The sequence below is a fragment of the Kitasatospora sp. NPDC096128 genome (genome assembly GCF_040303105.1).
Taxonomy (GTDB): domain Bacteria; phylum Actinomycetota; class Actinomycetes; order Streptomycetales; family Streptomycetaceae; genus Kitasatospora.
On sequence record NZ_JBEOSP010000041.1, the window covers coordinates 16,263 to 33,025 of the forward strand.

Annotated in this window: 14 protein-coding genes; 7 read left to right on the forward strand and 7 right to left on the reverse strand. The window is 74.9% G+C overall.

Translation table 11 applies throughout. From position 1 onward, the window contains the following. Nucleotides 1-58: 58 nt before the first annotated feature. Nucleotides 59-814: an acyltransferase gene (locus ABTY61_RS33325; protein ID WP_350508882.1), complete on the forward strand. Its 756-nt coding sequence runs from the start codon at nt 59-61 to the stop codon at nt 812-814. Nucleotides 815-1,016: 202 nt separating this feature from the next. Continuing rightward, the gene (locus ABTY61_RS33330; RefSeq protein ID WP_350508883.1) at nt 1,017-1,382 is read left to right on the forward strand and encodes a peptidoglycan-binding domain-containing protein; all 366 of its coding nucleotides are present in this window, start codon (nt 1,017-1,019) and stop codon (nt 1,380-1,382) included. A gap of 58 nt (nt 1,383-1,440) precedes the next feature. On the opposite strand, the gene ABTY61_RS33335 is transcribed toward ABTY61_RS33330, so the two are convergent. After that, on the reverse strand, nt 1,441-2,862 hold the full coding sequence (locus tag ABTY61_RS33335; protein ID WP_350508884.1) for a PucR family transcriptional regulator: 1,422 nt from the start codon (nt 2,860-2,862) through the stop codon (nt 1,441-1,443). 202 nt (nt 2,863-3,064) lie between these two features. Between ABTY61_RS33335 and ABTY61_RS33340 the strand changes: the two genes are divergently transcribed. Beyond that, entirely contained in the window at nt 3,065-3,946 is an 882-nt protein-coding gene (locus tag ABTY61_RS33340; protein ID WP_502895470.1) for an esterase/lipase family protein, read from the forward strand. A 61-nt stretch (nt 3,947-4,007) separates the two neighbouring features. Here the strand turns inward: ABTY61_RS33340 and ABTY61_RS33345 are convergent, their stop codons facing one another. Together ABTY61_RS33345 and ABTY61_RS33350 are read right to left on the reverse strand one after the other, a co-directional pair. Then, complete coding sequence (locus ABTY61_RS33345; protein ID WP_350508885.1) at nt 4,008-4,610, reverse strand: HutD/Ves family protein; 603 nt, start codon at nt 4,608-4,610, stop codon at nt 4,008-4,010. Between the two features lie 121 nt (nt 4,611-4,731). Beyond that, nucleotides 4,732-6,009, reverse strand: coding sequence for an MFS transporter (locus ABTY61_RS33350; protein ID WP_350508886.1), 1,278 nt, complete (start codon nt 6,007-6,009; stop codon nt 4,732-4,734). Between the two features lie 116 nt (nt 6,010-6,125). Here ABTY61_RS33350 and ABTY61_RS33355 point away from each other — a divergent pair, with 116 nt between their 5' ends. Then, complete coding sequence (locus ABTY61_RS33355; RefSeq protein ID WP_350508932.1) at nt 6,126-7,301, forward strand: ROK family protein; 1,176 nt, start codon at nt 6,126-6,128, stop codon at nt 7,299-7,301. Nucleotides 7,302-7,425: 124 nt separating this feature from the next. Beyond that, nucleotides 7,426-8,592 carry a PLP-dependent cysteine synthase family protein gene (locus tag ABTY61_RS33360; RefSeq protein WP_350508887.1) on the forward strand — a complete coding sequence of 389 codons (1,167 nt, stop codon included), beginning with the start codon at nt 7,426-7,428 and terminating at the stop codon, nt 8,590-8,592. A gap of 92 nt (nt 8,593-8,684) precedes the next feature. Here ABTY61_RS33360 and ABTY61_RS33365 read toward each other — a convergent pair whose 3' ends face one another. The 4 genes from ABTY61_RS33365 to mscL all read right to left on the reverse strand — a co-directional run bounded on the left by ABTY61_RS33365 (nt 8,685) and on the right by mscL (nt 14,265). Then, complete coding sequence (locus ABTY61_RS33365; protein ID WP_350508888.1) at nt 8,685-11,138, reverse strand: right-handed parallel beta-helix repeat-containing protein; 2,454 nt, start codon at nt 11,136-11,138, stop codon at nt 8,685-8,687. 323 nt (nt 11,139-11,461) lie between these two features. Then, nucleotides 11,462-12,337, reverse strand: a complete 876-nt coding sequence (locus ABTY61_RS33370; RefSeq protein ID WP_350508889.1) for an MOSC domain-containing protein — start codon at nt 12,335-12,337, stop codon at nt 11,462-11,464. 280 nt (nt 12,338-12,617) lie between these two features. Continuing rightward, entirely contained in the window at nt 12,618-13,415 is a 798-nt protein-coding gene (locus ABTY61_RS42055) for a DUF6643 family protein (protein WP_502895469.1), read from the reverse strand. Between the two features lie 400 nt (nt 13,416-13,815). Continuing rightward, nucleotides 13,816-14,265: a large conductance mechanosensitive channel protein MscL gene (gene mscL / locus ABTY61_RS33380; RefSeq protein WP_350508890.1), complete on the reverse strand. Its 450-nt coding sequence runs from the start codon at nt 14,263-14,265 to the stop codon at nt 13,816-13,818. Nucleotides 14,266-14,718: 453 nt separating this feature from the next. On the opposite strand from mscL, the gene ABTY61_RS33385 reads away from it, so the two are divergent. After that, on the forward strand, nt 14,719-15,921 hold the full coding sequence (locus tag ABTY61_RS33385) for a glycosyltransferase family 4 protein (RefSeq protein WP_350508891.1): 1,203 nt from the start codon (nt 14,719-14,721) through the stop codon (nt 15,919-15,921). Nucleotides 15,922-16,031: 110 nt separating this feature from the next. Then, complete coding sequence (locus tag ABTY61_RS33390; RefSeq protein WP_350508892.1) at nt 16,032-16,706, forward strand: thiol:disulfide interchange protein DsbA/DsbL; 675 nt, start codon at nt 16,032-16,034, stop codon at nt 16,704-16,706. The last annotated feature ends 57 nt before the right edge of the window (nt 16,707-16,763 follow it).

Below are 16,763 nucleotides of genomic sequence, written 5' to 3' on the forward strand. Positions count from 1 at the left end.
GGTGTGATGTCGGCCTCCCGGCCGCCGGGTGGACGCTACGGGCCGGTAACGTGAGCGCATGCCGATAACCCGTTCCCTCCTCTCCGCAGTCCGGGCCGGTGGCCGCCGGGCCGCCGGACGCCTCGTCCACCGGGGCTGGCGCTGGATGCAGCGGACCGGTGCGGTCAGCAACCGGAACCCGGGCCCGTACCGGTTCGGCGAGCTGGGCGACGGCACCACCCTCGCGTTCCCGCTCGGGGCGGTGTTCAACGAGCAGTGGATCACCATCGGGCCCTTCTCGATCATCGGTGAGCGGGTCACCATCAGCGCGGGCTTCCTGCCCGGTCTCGACCTCGGGCCGGAGCCGATCGTGCGGATCGGCGGCGGCTGCGTGATCGGCCGGGACAGCCACATCGTCGGCCACCAGTCGATCGTGATCGGCGACGACGTCTGGACCGGCCCGGGGGTGTACGTCAGCGACCAGGCGCACGAGTACCGGGACACCGAGCTGCCGATCGGCAAGCAGTGGCCGCGCAACGAGCCGGTGGAGATCGGCGCGGGCAGCTGGATCGGCACCGGCGCGGTGATCATGCCGGGGGCCCGGATCGGCCGCAACGTGGTGGTCGCGGCGGGTGCGGTGGTGCGCGGCGAGGTGCCCGACCACAGCGTGGTCGCCGGAGCCCCGGCCAAGGTGGTCCGGCGGTGGACCGAGGAGGAGGGCTGGCAGCCGCCGCTGCGCCACGAACCGCCCAGCCCGGTGCCGGACGGGGTGACGGCGGAGCAGTTGCGGGCCCTGGTCGGGTGGGACCTGCGGCTGCCGGGGGAGCGGGACTGACGGCCGTTCCGTCCCGGCGCTCACGGCGGTCGCGGCGGTCCGTGACGGCGTGAACGGCGTTCCGTGACGGAGCTCCGGGGCCATCGTTTTGTTGATCTTTTAGCTGAATGCTCCTGTTTCCTGACGATCGGTCGGCTAGCGTGCCGTTCGTTCGAAGATTGCCATGACTTCGAACGATCGATCCATCGAACGGGGGACTCCTATGCGCAACCGTCTCGTCGGCGGGCTCGTCACCGCCGGACTCGTGCTCGCGGCCGGCCTCGCGACCGCGCCCACCGCCTCGGCGCAGGCCTCGCAGTACTGCGGCTACACCAACTCCCAGCCCACGCTCAGTTCCGCCTCGCCCACCAGCGACGCCGTCAGGCAGCTCCAGTGCGAGCTCAACCACGTCCCGTACTCCTCCGGGAGCCCGAACCTGGACGTGGACGGCATGTGGGGCCCGGCAACCGACTCGGCCGTCTGGACGTTCCAGCGTTGTGCCGGCATCGGGCAGGACGGCGTCGTCGGGCCGCAGACCTGGTCCACACTGAACTCCTGGGTGATCACCCACAGCAACCTGAACTGCTGAGCGCCACTCGTCACCGACGCCCGCACCACCGAGTCTTCGGTGGTGCGGGCATTCGCCTTCACAACCGGCGTGCGGGGTCCGGCTGTTCGGCGGTCCGCGCGGCGATGGCGGCGGTGATCCGCAGGATGTCGGCCGGGCTCGCCGGGTCCAGGCCGGTCAGCACGGCGATCCGGCGCAGCCGGTAGTCGACGGTGTTCGGGTGCAGGTGCAGGGCGCTCGCGGTGTGCCGGCGGTTGAGGCCGCCGGCCAGGTGGGTGCGCAGGGTGGTGAGCAACTCCCCGCCGTCGGTGAGCGGTTCGAGCAGTGCGGCGAGCCGGGCACGGGCCCGGCTGGGCCGGGTGAGCTGGTACTCCAGCAGCACGTCGTCCAGCCGGTGCAGCCCGGGCGGGCGGCCGAACGCCCGGGCGACGTCCAGGACTTCGTAGGCGAGGGCGGCGGCGTCCGGCACCTCGGCGGGCACCGCGGCGGCCGCCCCGGCCAGGACGGGCACGCCCGCGGCGCGGGCGGCGGCGGCGAGGGTGGCGGCGAGCAGCGGCCAGGCCGTCTCGTCGGCGTCGCGGTCGGTGCGGTCGGTCCGGTCGGTCGGCTCGCCGGCCCGGTCCGGCGGGGCCGGCAGCGGGACGAGCAGCAGGCCGCCCGAGGAGGTGAGCGCGGAGAGCGCCGACCGCCGTGTTCTGTGGTCGAGCTCGGCGCCGAAGCGGCGCAGTTTGCGGCGGGCGGCGACGACCGGGTCGATGCCGGGGGAGTGCTCGTCCGGGTGGTCGGCGAGGGACAGGCACAGCACGGCGTAACCGGGCGGCAGTTCGGTGCCGGCCCGGGCGGCGGCCTCCTCGGCGGGGGTGCCGGCGAGCAGCGCGGTGAGCAGGGACTGCCGGGCGGTGGAGCTCCGGTCGCCGGCCGAGCGCTGCCCGTCCAGGTAGCCGGTGCCGGCGGCGGTGGTGGCCCGGCGGAGCTGGTCGAGCAGCAGGCGGTTGAGTACCAGCAGGTCGGCGGCGTCCCCGGCGTGGGCGTCCCGGGTGACGAACTCCCAGCAGACCTCCAGACCGAGGTGGTGGGCGAGCAGGACGGCGTCCAGCGGCAGGCCCTCCTCGGCGCGGCGCGCGGCGGCCTCCCGTACGGCGGTGAACTCCTCTGCGGGGGCGGGGAGTCCGGTGCGGACGGCGTGGGCGAGGCCGCGGATGCGGCGCTCGGTGTCCCGGGTGAGTTCGCCGGTGAGCTGCTCACGGGGGAGGCGGTGGTAGACCGGCACCCGCTCCAGCAGGGCGGCGACCACGGTGGCGGCCAACTCGCGGACGCCGCCGAGGAGTCGTTGGTCGGCCGGGAGGCCGCCGATCACCGGGACGTGCCACGGCGAGCGGGGCCCGGCGGTCTCCGCGGGGGTGTCGGCGGCCCGGTGCGCGAGGGCGTCGGCGGGCAGGCGCGCGGGGATGTCGGCGGGGCGGCCGGTGGGGGTGCAGTGAGGTGCGTTGTGACCGGTCACAGGGAAACACCGTCCAGGTCTGGGGGACGCCCAAGGGCCGGGCCGGAGGGGCGACCGCATCATTGAGCCACTCGAGTTACCTGTTGGTAACAAACTTCGGCCGTGGAGGCAACAGTTGAGAACCCCACTTCTCCGCTTCTCCGCAAGTCCCTTGCGCCGTCGGCTCGGCGGAGCCCTCGGCGCGACCGTCCTGGCGGGCGCGCTGCTGGCCGGCGCCGCCGCGGCCCCCGCAGCGGCGGGCCCGGCCGTCGCCCCGGCCGTTGCCCCGGCCGCCACCGCGGCCGAACTCCCGCCCGACGGCGACTCGGTGGCCTCGCCGCCCGGCGCCAACGACTGGAGCTGCCGGCCGTCCGCCGCGCACCCCGACCCGGTGGTGCTGGTGCACGGCACCTTCGCCAACCGCTACGAGAACTGGCTGGCGCTCTCCCCGCTGCTCAAGGGCCTCGGGTACTGCGTCTTCGCGCTCGACTACGGCACCGTCCCGGGGGTCACCTCCACCGGCAGCGGTCTGCTGCTGCCGATCGGCGGCCTCGGGCCGGTGCCCGCGTCGGCGGCGCAACTCGCCCGCTTCGTCGACCTGGTGAGGTCCGCGACCGGTGCGGCGAAGGTCGACATCGTCGGGCACTCGCAGGGCGGTATGCTGCCGAACTACTACCTGAAGTTCCTCGGCGGGGCCTCGAAGGTGGACAAGCTGATCGGCCTGGCGCCGTCCAACCACGGCACGACCCTCGACGGGATCACCAAGCTGGCGCCGTACTTCCCCGGGGCGGCGGACCTGATCTACACCCTCTGCCAGGCCTGCCGCGACCAGGCGGTGGGCTCCGACTTCAACGCCGCCATGGCCTCCCGGCCGGACACCGTGCCGGGGGTGCACTACACGGTGATCTCCACCGTGTACGACGAGGTCGTCACCCCGTGGCGGACCCAGTTCCTGAACGGGCCCGCCGTCGACAACGAGGTGCTGCAGGACCACTGCCCGGTCACGCTCGCCGAGCACGTCGCCATCGCGTTCTCGCCGACGGCGCTGCACCTGGTGACCGACGCCCTGGACCCGGCGCACGCCACGCCGGTGTTCTGCGGCTGACCGCACCGGTGCCGCGCCCGCCCGTGCCCCCGTCGGAACCGGGGGCACGGGCGGGCGTCGCTCAGCGGGCGGCGGTACTGGCGGCGGTACGGGCGGCGGGACGGAAGGTGATCGCGGCGGTGACGCCCTCGGGCCGCAGCTCGTGGGCGCCGGGCGCGTCGATCAACGCGGCGTCGTAGCAGGTCAGTTCGGTGCCGCGGTCGACGGTGGCCGACCCGGCCAGGCAGACCAGCAGGACGGTCGCGGCCGACGGGACCGGGACGGTGCCGGGCCCGGTCAGGAGCTCCACGACGGCCGTGACCCGGCCGCGGCGGGTCATCACGTTGAAGTCCACCACCGGACCGCCGAGCAGCCGGCAGTCCGTCCCGGCGTCGCCGGAGAAGGCGAAGGGGCGGAACGGGGCGTCGACCAGCTGCTCGACGCCGTCCACGGTGAGCGCCATGCCCGCGCCCTCGACCAGGGTGATCACCCGGTCGATCCCGGGGAACGGCGAGAACGGGCCGGCCGAGGCGACATCGGCGAGGCTCACCCGCCAGTCGAAGGCGTTCAGCCCGGCCCCGGCGGGGAACCCGGCGACCTCCCTGGTCACCCCGCCCCCGTTGAGCCACGGGGTGGCCGGGCGCTCGCTCGCCCGCAGTACCTGGATGCCTCCGGTGGTGGTCATGGGGCCGCATCCTGCCACTTCCGGAGCGCCGCCGTCACCGGCCCGCCGACCCGTCAGGCCCGCGGGCCGGTCGGCGTCGCCCGCCCGTCAGCGCCGTCCGCCCGTCAGCGCCGTCCGCCCGTCAGCGCCGTCCGACCGTCAGCGGCAGCAGGGCCGCCGCGGTGGCCGCGACCGCGACGGTGGTCAGCGCCAGCGGCAGCCCGACCGCGTCGGCGAGGAAGCCGATCACCACCGGCCCGATCAGCATCCCGCCGTACCCGAGCGTCGAGGCGAGCGCGACGCCCTGCGGCCCGCCCGTCGCACCGGCGCGCGCGATGGCGAGCGGGAACAGGTTCGCCAGCCCGAGGCCGACCAGGACGAACCCGCCGATGGCCGCCGGCACCGACGGGGCCAGGGCGGCGAGCAGCATGCCGGCCGCCGCGGTGAGCCCGCCGAGCAGCATCAGCCGGTTCTGGCCCAGCCGGATGGACAGCCAGGTGCCGCCCACCCGCCCGCTGGTCATGGCGAAGGCGTACGCGGCGTACCCGGCGGCGGCCGTTCCCGCGCTCGCGTGGACGTCGTCGGTGAGGTGGAGGGTGGTCCAGTCGGCGATCGCGCCCTCGCCGTACGCCGTGCACAGCGCGGTGAGGCCGAGCAGCAGCACCAGCAGTCGGACGGGCGCCCCGGTCGTCGCGGCGGCGGTCGGGCCGGCGGCGGTCGAGTCGGTGGCGGCCTCAGCAGCGCCGGTCGAGCCGCCGGAGCGCTCCGGCGCGACCATCGGTGCCGCCGGGCTGCGCAGCAGGACGACGCCCGAGCCGACGGTGACGGCGAGCCCCAGCAGTCCGCCGAGCGCGAGCGCCCACGCGGTGGTCAGCCGGTCGGCGAGCAGCCCGCCGAAGCCCGCGCCGAGCAGCCCGCCCAGGCTGTACCCGGCGTGGAAGCTGGGCATGACGGGCCGGCGCAGCTGGGCGACGAGGTCGACGGCGGCGCTGTTCATGGCGACGTTGGCGCCGCCGTACCCGGCGCCGAACAGCAGCAGTACGCCGCCGAGCGAGAGTACCGAGTGGGCGTGCGCGGGCAGCGGGACGGCCAGGCTGAGCAGGGCGAGCGAGCCGACCGTGACCGGTCGCGAGCCGTAGCGCAGGCAGAGCCGGCCGACAAGCGGCATGGTCAGGACGGCGCCGACGGACAGGCAGAGCAGGGCCAGGCCGAGGGCGCTGTGGGTGGCGCTGACCTGGCTGCGGACGTCCGGGATGCGGACGACCCAGGCGGCGAACAGGAAGCCGTCGACGGCGAAGAAGGCGGTGAGTGCGAGCCGTGCGGGGCTCCAGGGTCTGTCCGCGGCCGGGGGTGTGCTGCGAGACTGGTGGGAGGACGGGTCGGCGTGGCGGTGGGAACGGATTTTGTTTCGAAGCGGCACAAAGTCACAATAGGGGTGTGCAGCTCTCACCATCAAGCCCGCGGCCCCGCTCCGCGGCCGACTCCGACGCGCAGCGTGACGCCCACCGCCGCGCGGCCCCCGACCGCGGTCGGACGCTGCTCGGCCCCGCGCTCTCGCTCATCCACACCGGTCAGACGCCCACCCGGTCCGCGCTCACCCGCGCCCTGGACGTCACCCGGGCCACCGCCGGCGCGGTCACGGCCGAACTGGAGGCGCTCGGTCTGATCACCGTCGACTCCCGCCCGGCCGGCGGCGGCCGCGGCCGTCCCTCGCACCGGCTGGCGATCGACCCGCGCGGCCCGGTCGTGGTCGCCGGCCAGATCCACGCCGACGGGCTGAGTGTCACCCTGGCCGGCCTCGGCGGACTGCTCGACCCGCCCGTCCACCTGCCGCTGCCCGCCGCCACCGACCCGGTCCGGATGCTGCGCGCCGTCGCCCAGGCCGGTGCCGAGCTGGCCCGCGCGACCGACCGCCGCTGCCTGGCGGCCGCGCTCGCACTGCCCAACCCGGTCACCGAGCCGGACGGCACCGCGCTCGCCGCGCTGCACTTCGCCTGGCCCAGCGGCACTCCGGTCGCCGACCTGTACGACGTCGAGGTCGGCCGCGCCGACCACGGCCCGAAGGCCGTGCACCCGCTGCCCACCGCCATCGCCAACGACGCCAACCTCGCCGCCCTCGCCGAGTACCGGCACGGCGCCGGGCGCGGCGCCCGGCACCTGCTCTTCGTCACCTCCGGCCACCGCGGCGTCGGCGGCGCGCTGGTGATCGACGGGCACCTGCACACCGGCAGCGCCGGGCTCGCCCTGGAGGTCGGCCACCTCACCGTCGACCCGCAGGGCCGCCCCTGCGCGTGCGGCAACCGGGGCTGCCTCAACGCCGAGACCGACCCCGACGCGCTGTTCGCCGCCGCCGGCCGCACCCCGGAGCCGGGCCGCCCGCTGCTCGACCAGGCCCGCGAGCTGTGCTGGGCGGCCGCGACGGACGAGCGGGCGCGGGCCGCGGTGGAGCACGTGATCGACCGGCTCGGGCTCGGACTGGCCGGGGTCGCCAACATCCTCAACCCGGACCGGGTGGTGCTCAGCGGCCTCCACCTCGACCTCCTGGAGGCCGCCCCGGACCGGCTGCGCGCGGTGGTCGCCGACCGCAGCCTGTGGGGGCGGAGCGGGCGGGTGCCGATCGTCGGCGCGGAGCTGGCGCACGGCGCGCTCGCGGGCGCCGCCGAGCTCGGCTGGGGGCCGTACCTGGCGGACCCGCAGTCGGTGCCGGTGTAGCGCTGGCATCCGGTGTTGCCGGAGGGGCAATAAGCGGAAGCTGGATATCCGAAAACGGTCACTTATCGTGACCCTCGTACACTCGTAGTGAGCAGCGGGGGGCCGCAACGAGGGAGTAGTGACCATGAGCACCCAGTTCGGTGGGACCGCCGGCATCGAGTCGACCGCAGGCACCACGCCCGCCGTCGGCATCGAGCCGACCGTCGACGTCGACCGCTCCGACGCGCAGTACCGCGCCTGGCTCAAGGAAGCGGTCCGCAAGGTCCACGCCGACGCCAACCGCTCCGCCGACACCCACCTGCTGCGCTTCCCGCTGCCGGCCGAGTGGGGGATCGACCTCTACCTCAAGGACGAGTCCACCCACCCGACCGGCTCGCTCAAGCACCGTCTGGCCCGCTCGCTCTTCCTCTACGGGCTCTGCAACGGCTGGATCCGCCCCGGCAAGCCGGTGATCGAGGCCTCCAGCGGCTCCACCGCCGTCTCCGAGGCGTACTTCGCCCAGCTCATCGGGGTGCCGTTCATCGCCGTCATGGCCAAGAGCACCAGCCAGGCCAAGATCGACCTGATCCAGTTCCACGGCGGCGAGTGCCACCTGGTCGAGCGCTCGGACGAGGTGTACGAGGCCTCCGCGCGGCTCGCCGAGGAGACCGGCGGGCACTACATGGACCAGTTCACCTACGCCGAGCGGGCCACCGACTGGCGCGGCAACAACAACATCGCCGAGTCGGTCTTCGCCCAGCTGCGCCTGGAGCCGCACCCCGAGCCGGCCTGGATCGTCGCCACCGCCGGGACGGGCGGCACCTCGGCGACCATCGCCCGGTACGTGCACTACATGCAGTACGACACCCGGATCTGCGTCGCGGACCCGGAGAACTCCTGCTTCTTCGACGGCTGGGTGAACCACGACCCGGAGGCCGTCTGCGGGAGCGGCTCCCGGATCGAGGGCATCGGGCGCCCCCGGATGGAGCCGAGCTTCGTGGCGGGGGCGGTCGACCGGATGATGAAGGTGCCGGACGCCGCCTCGATCGCCGCGGTGCGGGTGCTGGAGCAGGTGCTCGGCAAGAAGGCCGGGGCCTCCACCGGGACGGGGCTGTGGAGCGCGCTGCGGATCGTCGCCGAGATGCGGGCGGCCGGCCGTACCGGCAGCGTGGTCGGCCTGATCTGCGACCCGGGGGACCGCTACCTGGACAAGTACTACTCGGACGACTGGCTGGCCGGCGAGCGGATCGACATCGCGCCGTACCGTTCCGCGATGGAGTCCTTCCTGGCGGGCGGCGCCTGGACGGGCTGACGCCCCACGGGGGCGGGGTGCCGGGTCGACACGTGCGGAAGCATTGCCGTGCCCGGCCCAACGCCCCGCTCCGGTGGGGGAGTTCCCGCCCGTTACGGCAGCGGCGCGGTCGGCAGGTCGGCCGGGACGAGCAGTTGCAGCTCCTCCGTGGACGGGTCGGCCAGGGCGGCCACCCGCACCGCGTGGCGCTCGACCATGGTCTCGAACACCTGCCGCGCGGTGCGCCCGTTGCCGAAGTTGGGACCGCGCTCCAGCCGGGCGAAGTGGTCCAGCAGCGCGCCCTCGGCCGCCTCGGCGAGCGCGTACTCGTGCTCCGCGCACTGCGCCCGGGCGATCTCCAGCAGCTCGTCCGCCGAGTAGTCCGGGAAGGTGACGGTCCGTGAGAAGCGGGACGAGACGCCGGGGTTGGCGGAGAGGAAGCGCTCCATCTCGGCGGTGTAGCCGGCCACGATGACGACCACCTCGTCCCGGTGGTCCTCCATCAGCTTGACCAGGGTGTCGATCGCCTCGCGCCCGAAGTCCCGGGCGCCGTCCTCGGGGGCGAGCGTGTACGCCTCGTCGATGAACAGCACCCCGCCGCGCGCCCGGTCGAAGGCGGCGGCGGTGCGGATCGCGGTGGAGCCGATGTGCTCGCCGACCAGGTCGACCCGGGCGACCTCGACCAGGTGTCCGCGCTGGAGCACCCCGAGCGAGGCGAGGATCTCGCCGTACAGCCGGGCGACGGTGGTCTTGCCGGTGCCGGGGGCGCCGGTGAAGACCAGGTGCCGGCGCAGCGAGGGGGCCTTGAGGCCGGCCTGGCGGCGCCGTCGGCCGACCGAGATCAGGTCGATCAGGGTGCGCACCTCCTGCTTCACCGTGGCCAGGCCGACCAGCGAGTCCAGTTCGGCGAGCGCCTCGTCGGCCGGCCGGCAGTCCGGGATCGGGGCGATCGCGGCCGTCGCTGCGGCTGCGGGGGTCGCCGCCGACACCGTCGAGGGGGCGGTCGACACCGGTACGGCCGACGGAAGTCGGGACGACCTCGGGGTCGGCAGCTCGGGCCGCCCGGAGGTCGGCGGGCCGTTCGGGGCGAGCGGTGCCACGTCGTCCGAGGTGCACCCCTCGGCGATCGGTCCGGGCTCGGAGAACTCGAATCCGGCCCGTTCGTTCTGCTCCGCCCGGCAGCGGATGAGCTGGGTGCGGCACCCGTCGATGATGTGGAAGCCGAAGCCCTTGCCGTGCGAGACCCGGCAGTCCTCGAAGGTGCCGCGGCCCTGGGCCGAGACGTACACCCCGGCGTCCGTGCTCGCCCGTACGGTGCACTCGCGCAGGACCGGGTCGGCGCCCTTGGTGACGATCACCCCGGTGGCGACGTCGGAGATCTCGCAGTCGGTGAGCAGTCCGCCGCTGCCGTGGTCGCGGAACCAGAGCCCGGTCCCGGCCTCCTGCACCCGGCAGGAGGCGAGTTCGACGGTGGCCCCGCCGCTGACCGAGACCGCGGAGCTGCGGATCCGGCTGAACGAGCAGCCCCGGGCGACGGCGGCGGAGTCCCGGTCGAGGACGAACAGCGCGTCCGGCAGGTCGTACAGCGAGCAGTCGGTGAGGGTGAGCCGGGCGCCGTCGCTGACCCACAGCGCCGGGTACTCGCCGCTGGAGCCGTGGATCCGGCAGGACTCGGCGACCGCCTCGGTGCCCTGGTCCCAGACCGACAGCGCGCCGCGCCCGAAGTCCCGCACGGTGCTGTTGGAGAGGGTGAGCTTGGCGCGTCCGCGCAGGTCGGCGCCGTTCTCCGGCAGGTCGTGCACCCGGCAGCCGGTGAGCACCAGTTCGGCCTCGCCGTCCAGGGTGAGGCCGTTGCCGGTGACCCGGTGGATGTCGCAGTCGACCAGCCGCCCGCCGGCCTGCGCCTCGGCCTGCACGCCGCTGCCGCGGATCTCGTAGATCTCGCAGCCGGTGAGCTCGGCGGCGCTGCCGGGGTCGGAGAGCAGCACTCCGGCGCCGGAGGCGTGGTGGATGCGGCAGCGGTCCAGGGCGGCGGTGGCCCCGCCGAGGACGGCGAGTCCGGCCTGGCCGGCCGCGGCGACCTCGCAGTCCTCGAAGGCGGCGGCGGTGCCCTCGCCGCGCAGCCGCAGGCCGAGACCGCCGGGGTTGGCGACCACGCAGCCGCGCAGGGTCGGGCGGGCGCCGCCGCTGATCTCGACGCCGGTGGCGGAGCGGGTCTCGATCCGGCAACCGCTGAACGCGGGCGTCGCCTGCGCTCCGGTGACCAGGACGGCGGGCGCGGAGCTGTCGCCGCCCTCGACCACCAGGTCGCGCACGGTCGCGGCGGCGGTGACGGTGATCGCCACCCCGGAGGCCGGTTCGATCCGCACGGTGCCCGGGCCCTGGGCCGGAACGATCGTCACCGGCTTGTCCAGCAGCAGGTTCTCCCGGAAGGTGCCGGGCCGGACGGTCACGGTGTCGCCCGGCTCGGCGGCGGCCAGGGCTTCCGTGAGCGTGTCGTACTCGCCCGCGCGGCGGCGCCAGCGGGATGCGCTGTCCTGGGTGACCCGGACCCTGTGCTCAGCCATGACGGTCTGTCGTCCCCACCTTCGTCGTGCCGGCGAACGGGCCGTGGGCGCGGGGGTGCGCGGGCCGTCCGCCCACCGTAGCGCGCCCGGACGGGTGATCCGTCCGCTCGCGCGGACCGGCCCGGGCGGCTCGGCCCGGCGGTCCGTCGCGGCGCGGACACCGGAGGCGCCCACCCCGGTCACAGGTTCCGACCACTGGTTTCAACGAGCGCGCACAGCCGGAGTTCCGTCCGGGTGGGCCGGTCGCGAAAGTCCGGGTCGGTCGGGGCGGTCCGGCCGACCGGCCGACCGGCCGCTGGGCCGGGGCAGGGCGCGGCGGCGGTTCAGCGCCCGTCGGCGGGCCAGTGCGCCCCGTCCTCCAGGACCTCGACGTCGTCGCCGACGCGCAGCGTCCCCAGCACGTCGCCCTCGACGCCGACCGGGCGCTCGGGGATCAGGTTCTGCCCGAACGCGGCCTTGCGCATCAGCTTGTGGTGCCGGGCCAGGGTGCGCAGCGGTTCGGGGCCGCGCCGCTCGCCGCTCTCCTGGTCGGTGGTGGTGACCACGCAGCGGCCGCAGGGCTTGACCACCTGGAAGGTGAGCGCGCCGATCCGGATCCGGCGCCAGCCGTCCTCGGCCCAGGCCGCGGAGCCGTCGACCACCACGTTGGGGCGGAAACGTTCCATCGGCAGGGTCTCGTGGCCCTCCGGGTGCTCGGCGGCGATCAGCTCGTTGAGCCGGTCCAGCGAGGCGGTGGTGGTGAGCAGCAGCGGGAAGCCGTCGGCCATCGAGACGGTGTCGCCGTCCCGGCCGTACTCCGGGTCGACGGGCCGGGCGCGCGGGTCGTCCAGGTGCACCAGGCGGTAGTCGCCGAGGTGGTCGGCGATCCACTCGTGGGCGTCCTTGGCGGCCTCGACGGCGTGGAAGCGGGTGCCCCAGACCTCGACCTCGGCGACCGGGTCACCGGCGGTGGCGGCGGGGGCGGCGACCTCGATCCGGGAGCCGCCGGGGGCGGTCAGCGCCAGTGCGCCGGCGGGCAGCAGGTCGACCCGGACCTGTCCGAGGGCGGGGTTCTCACGCTGGCTGACGAAGCGTCCGGTGGGGTCGGCGAGCATCCAGCGGCGGTCTCCGGCCAGGCCCCAGGGATGGACCGCGGCGGTGTCCGGGCTCAGGCGGTACATCGACTTGACGGGGTAGACGTGAAGTCCGGTGAGGTGCATTCCCCCATCCTGCCAGCAGTGATCCGACCGGACGCAGCTGCCCCGGGGCGGCCCGGGCCGGTGCGGTTCCGTGCGGTTCGGTACGGTGCGGTTCGGTTCGGTTCGGTGCGGCCGCTCCGGAGGCTCCGTACGCGCACGGACCGCCCGGTACGCCGTGGGGGCGTGCCGGGCGGTCCGTGGATGACCCGTTCTCCGTTCGCCCGGCGTACGGGGGGCGCCGGGTGGTGCTCAGGTGGTGCGGGTGCGGGCCGGTGGGGTCGGCCCCGTGGTGCGGGTGGGCTCAGTAGCCCTGGCCCTGCGGCTGGTAGCCGCCCTGCTGGTAGCCGTTGGGCTCGCCGTACGGGCCCGGGCGCTGCGGCTGCATCGGCCGGACCGGTGCGACCGGGGCCATCGCCGGGCGCAGCTGGCCGCCGCCGAAGCCCTGGTCGCCGCCCTGGCCCTGGAAGCCGGGGCCGGCCGGGTTCGGGCCGCCGAAGGACTGCTGGCCGCCGAAGCTCTGCGGACCGCCCTGCGGGAGGCCGCCGGGCTGGCCCTGGCCGAAACCGGCCGGTCCGCCGGTCGGCTGCGCGCCGAAGGTCTGCTGGCCGCCCTGGCCGATGAAGGTGTTCTGGCCGCCGAAGCTCTGGCCGCCGGACGGCTGGTAGCCGCCGCTGGCGGTCTGCGCGAAGGCGGGGGCGGCGGGCTGCTGCCGCTGGTACGGCTGGGGGGCGCCGTAACCGGGGACGGGCGGCTGCGGCGCGGAGGCGTACGCCGGCGCGGGCTGCGCCGGGATGTACGCCGTGGCGGGACCTGCGGAGGGGCCGCTGCTCGGGCCGGGGCCCAGGGCGAGGCGGGCGGGCGGCAGCGCGGGGAGGTTGCTGCCGGCGCTCTCGTACCCGTTGCCGTACCGGTTGTCGTAGGTCTGGCCGAGGCCGGATCCGTAACCGGAGGACAGGGCCGGCGGCAGGGCGGCCGGCACGTTGATGGGTGCGATCTGGGGGACACCGCGCTCAGCCACGAGGCTGTCGTAAATCGGCGTGCCGGAGGAGAAGGACGGAGAGGGGTAGCCGACTCCGTCGTAGGAGCGGGGCGAGGTCATGGGGCATACGGTAAGCCCACAATGCGCCTGCTGAGGAGAGCGGGAGGGGGAGCAGTTCGAGTGTTTACACAGTCTTCGCCCGCACAAAGGTTTCGAAAGTAGGAAGAACGGACATACCGGCACTCAGTTCCGGACAGTCCTGATGCCCTGTCAGTGGTCGAACAGCACCCGGACGCAGCTGTCGCAAGGCCTTGCGGTGACCGGCCGGTGGACGCTCGGGGGCCTCATGGAGAAACTTTTGCGGACGGGGCGTGCGCCGGCGCATTCGAGCCCCCGCCGACGGTCCGGCGGGGGCTCGTGAATGTTTGGGGAATAAATTTCCCGTGAGCGCCCACAGTGGGTGGATCCGGACGCGGTCGGGGGCTCCTCCCGGCCGCCGGTCGGCCCCGTCGTCGGGGCGTCAGTGCGACTGCAGCGCCTGGGACTGCGCGGGCAGGCCGGGCCGGGCGGCCACCTCGGTGGTGCAGAAGGAGCAGCGGGTCGCGGCGGCCGGGATCGAGCTCAGGCACTCCGGGCAGTCGGCCTTGGCGGCCGGCGCCGGCGCGGCCTTCTCGAAGCGCTCCTGCAGCTTGCCGACCGGTACCACCACGGCGAAGTAGATGAGCGCGCTGACCAGCACGAACCCGATCAGCGCGTTGACGAAGAGGCCGTACGGGAACTTGGTGCCGCCCACCTCGAAGGTCTTCTGGGTGAAGTCGCCGACCGCGCCGGTGGCGACCCCGATCAGCGGGGTGAGGAAGGCGCTGACGAACCCGGTGACGACGGCGGTGAAGGCCGCGCCGATCACGATGCCGACCGCGAGGTCCACCACGTTGCCGCGCAGCAGGAAGCTGCGGAATCCCTTGAACACCGGGTGACTCCAAATCCGAGCGGGGAAGGGGGAGATGGGGCAGAACGGCGGGCGCCCCGGCCGGACATCCTGCCGACCGGCGCGGGTCGAGGTCCAACCGCGTTCACCCGATCCGCGTAACCGGGCGACGGACCGGTCCCGGCGGGCCCGGGCGGGGCACGGGCCGTCCGCGTACCGGCCGTCCGGCCGCCGCCGGTCCGCGGTTGACCCGTTGGGGTGACGCGCCGGTGCGGGCCGCCGCCGGCGGCGTGAGCCGGTCCCCGGCGCGGCGTGCGGGGGAGCGGAGGGCGGCCGCACGGAGCGGCGGGGGCGAGGCGGGGCGCACGGCGGTCGCAACCGGCGCACGACGGCGGGTCCTCAGCGCACAGTGGGTGTACGGGCGCGGGCGCACGGGCCACCGCCAGGTTGCGCGAAGGGGCTGTACCGGGCGGGGCGCTGTGCCAAGGTCGGTCCATGCCCGACCATACGGCGGCCGATTCGGCCGGAGCACGCCCGCGCGTCCTGCACCTGATCAGCGACGAACGCCGGGGCGGCGCCCAGAACTTCGCCCGTGACCTCCACCGGGAACTGCGCCGCCGGGGCCAGGCCTCCGCGCTGTGCGCCCTCGCCCCGCACCCCGCCGTACCACCCGCCCGGCCGACCGCGGGCGCCCCGGGGGTGTGCACCGCCGGGACGGCCGTGCCGGGGACCTGCGGTGAGGGCTGCCCCGACACCGCCCGGCCGCGCGCCGCCGCCGTCCTCGGGCCCGGCCGCCTGCGCCCGAGCACCCTGCTCGCCCTGCGCTCCGCCGCCCGCGCCGCCGACGTGGTGCTCGCCCACGGCTCCGACACCCTGGCCGCCTGCGCCCTCGCCCTGGCCGGCACCCCCACCCCCTTCGTCTACGTCTCGGTCGGCCACCCCCGCTACTGGACCGCCAACCGGCTGCGCAGACTGCGCGGCGGTGCCCTGATGCGCCTCGCCGCCGCCGTGACCACACTCACCGAGGAGGCCCGCGGGGTGCTGGAGGAACAGTTCGCGCTGCCCGGCGGCAAGGTCCGGGTGATCCCCAACTCCCGTGCCGCCGAAAGCTATCCGCCCGCCGACGGCCGGGACGACCGGCGCGCCGCCCGGCACGCCCTGGGCCTGCCGGCCGACGTCCTGCTGGTCGCCTGGATCGGCGCGATAGCCCCCGAGAAGCGGCTCGACCTCGCCCTCGACGTGCTCGACCGGCTGCCCGACGTCCGGATGGCCGTCGCCGGGGACGGCCCGCTGCTGGAGGCCCTGGCCCGCCACCCGGCCGCCGCCCGCGCCCACTTCCTCGGCCCGCTGCCCGACCCGGCCCCGCTCTACCGCGCCGCCGACGCGCTGCTGCTCACCAGCGACAGCGAGGGGGTGCCCGGCGCGCTGATCGAGGCGGCCCTGGCCGGGGTGCCCGCCGTGGCCACCGACGTCGGCTGGGTCCGCGAGGTGGTCCGGGACGGCGCCACCGGAGCGCTGGTCGCCCCGGGGGACCCGCTCGCGCTGGCCGAGGCGCTGGCCAAGGTGCTGGCCTGCAACGGCGCGGGCCTCGGCGCGGCCGCCCGGGCGCACGCGCTGGAGCACTTCGAGCTGGGCGCGGTGGTGGATGACTGGCAGCGGCTGGTCGCCGAGGTGTGGACGGGCGGCCCACCGAGCTGAGTCGCGGGGCGTCAAGGCCTGCGGGCCCAGCTGAGCCTTTCGGGGGAATCCGGGCCCGCCGCCCCGTACCGACTCGTCGGTAACGGGCCGTCGGCACCACACTGCCCGGTGTGAACTCGAAGTCGCTGCTGCGCTCCACCGTCCTGTTCGTCATTGCCGCCGGGATCGCCGCCTCCCCTCTCCAGGCCAGTGCGATGACCCACCAACCCCCCTCCGAGGGAAAGCAGTTCGTCAAGCTCGACCACCCGCAGCCGGTGCGTGAGGACACCCGTACCGAGGCCGTCGAGTTCTTCTGGTACGACTGCGGCCACTCCCAGGCGCTGGAGCAGCCGTTGCAGGCCTGGGCCGAGAAGCACCGCTCCGACGTCGCGCTGCGCCGGGTCCCGGCGATCTGGCCGGGCAGTCCGGAGGAGGGCGTGCAGCGCGCCCACGCCCGGCTGTACTACACGCTGGAGCGGCTCGGCCTGGTCGAGCGACTGCAGAGCAGCGCCTTCCGCTCGATCCACACCGAACACGCCGACCTCACCACCGAGACCGCCGTCACCGACTGGGCGGTGCGGCACGGCGTCGACTCCCAGCGCTTCCGCGCGGCCTACCGCTCCACCGCGGTGCGGCAGTCGGTGGACGACGCGGCCGCCCAGTTCGTCCGCTACGGCGTCAACGAGCTGCCGACGGTGGTCGTCCAGGGCGAGTACCGGACCTCGCCGACCAAGGCCGGCGGCGTCGACGCGATGCCCGAGGTGCTCGACTACCTGGTGCAGCGGGAGCAGTTGCAGAAGCACTGAACCGCCGGTGGATGACGATCGGTCAGTCCGCTTCGGCTCGCTTCCGCGAAAGCCCTA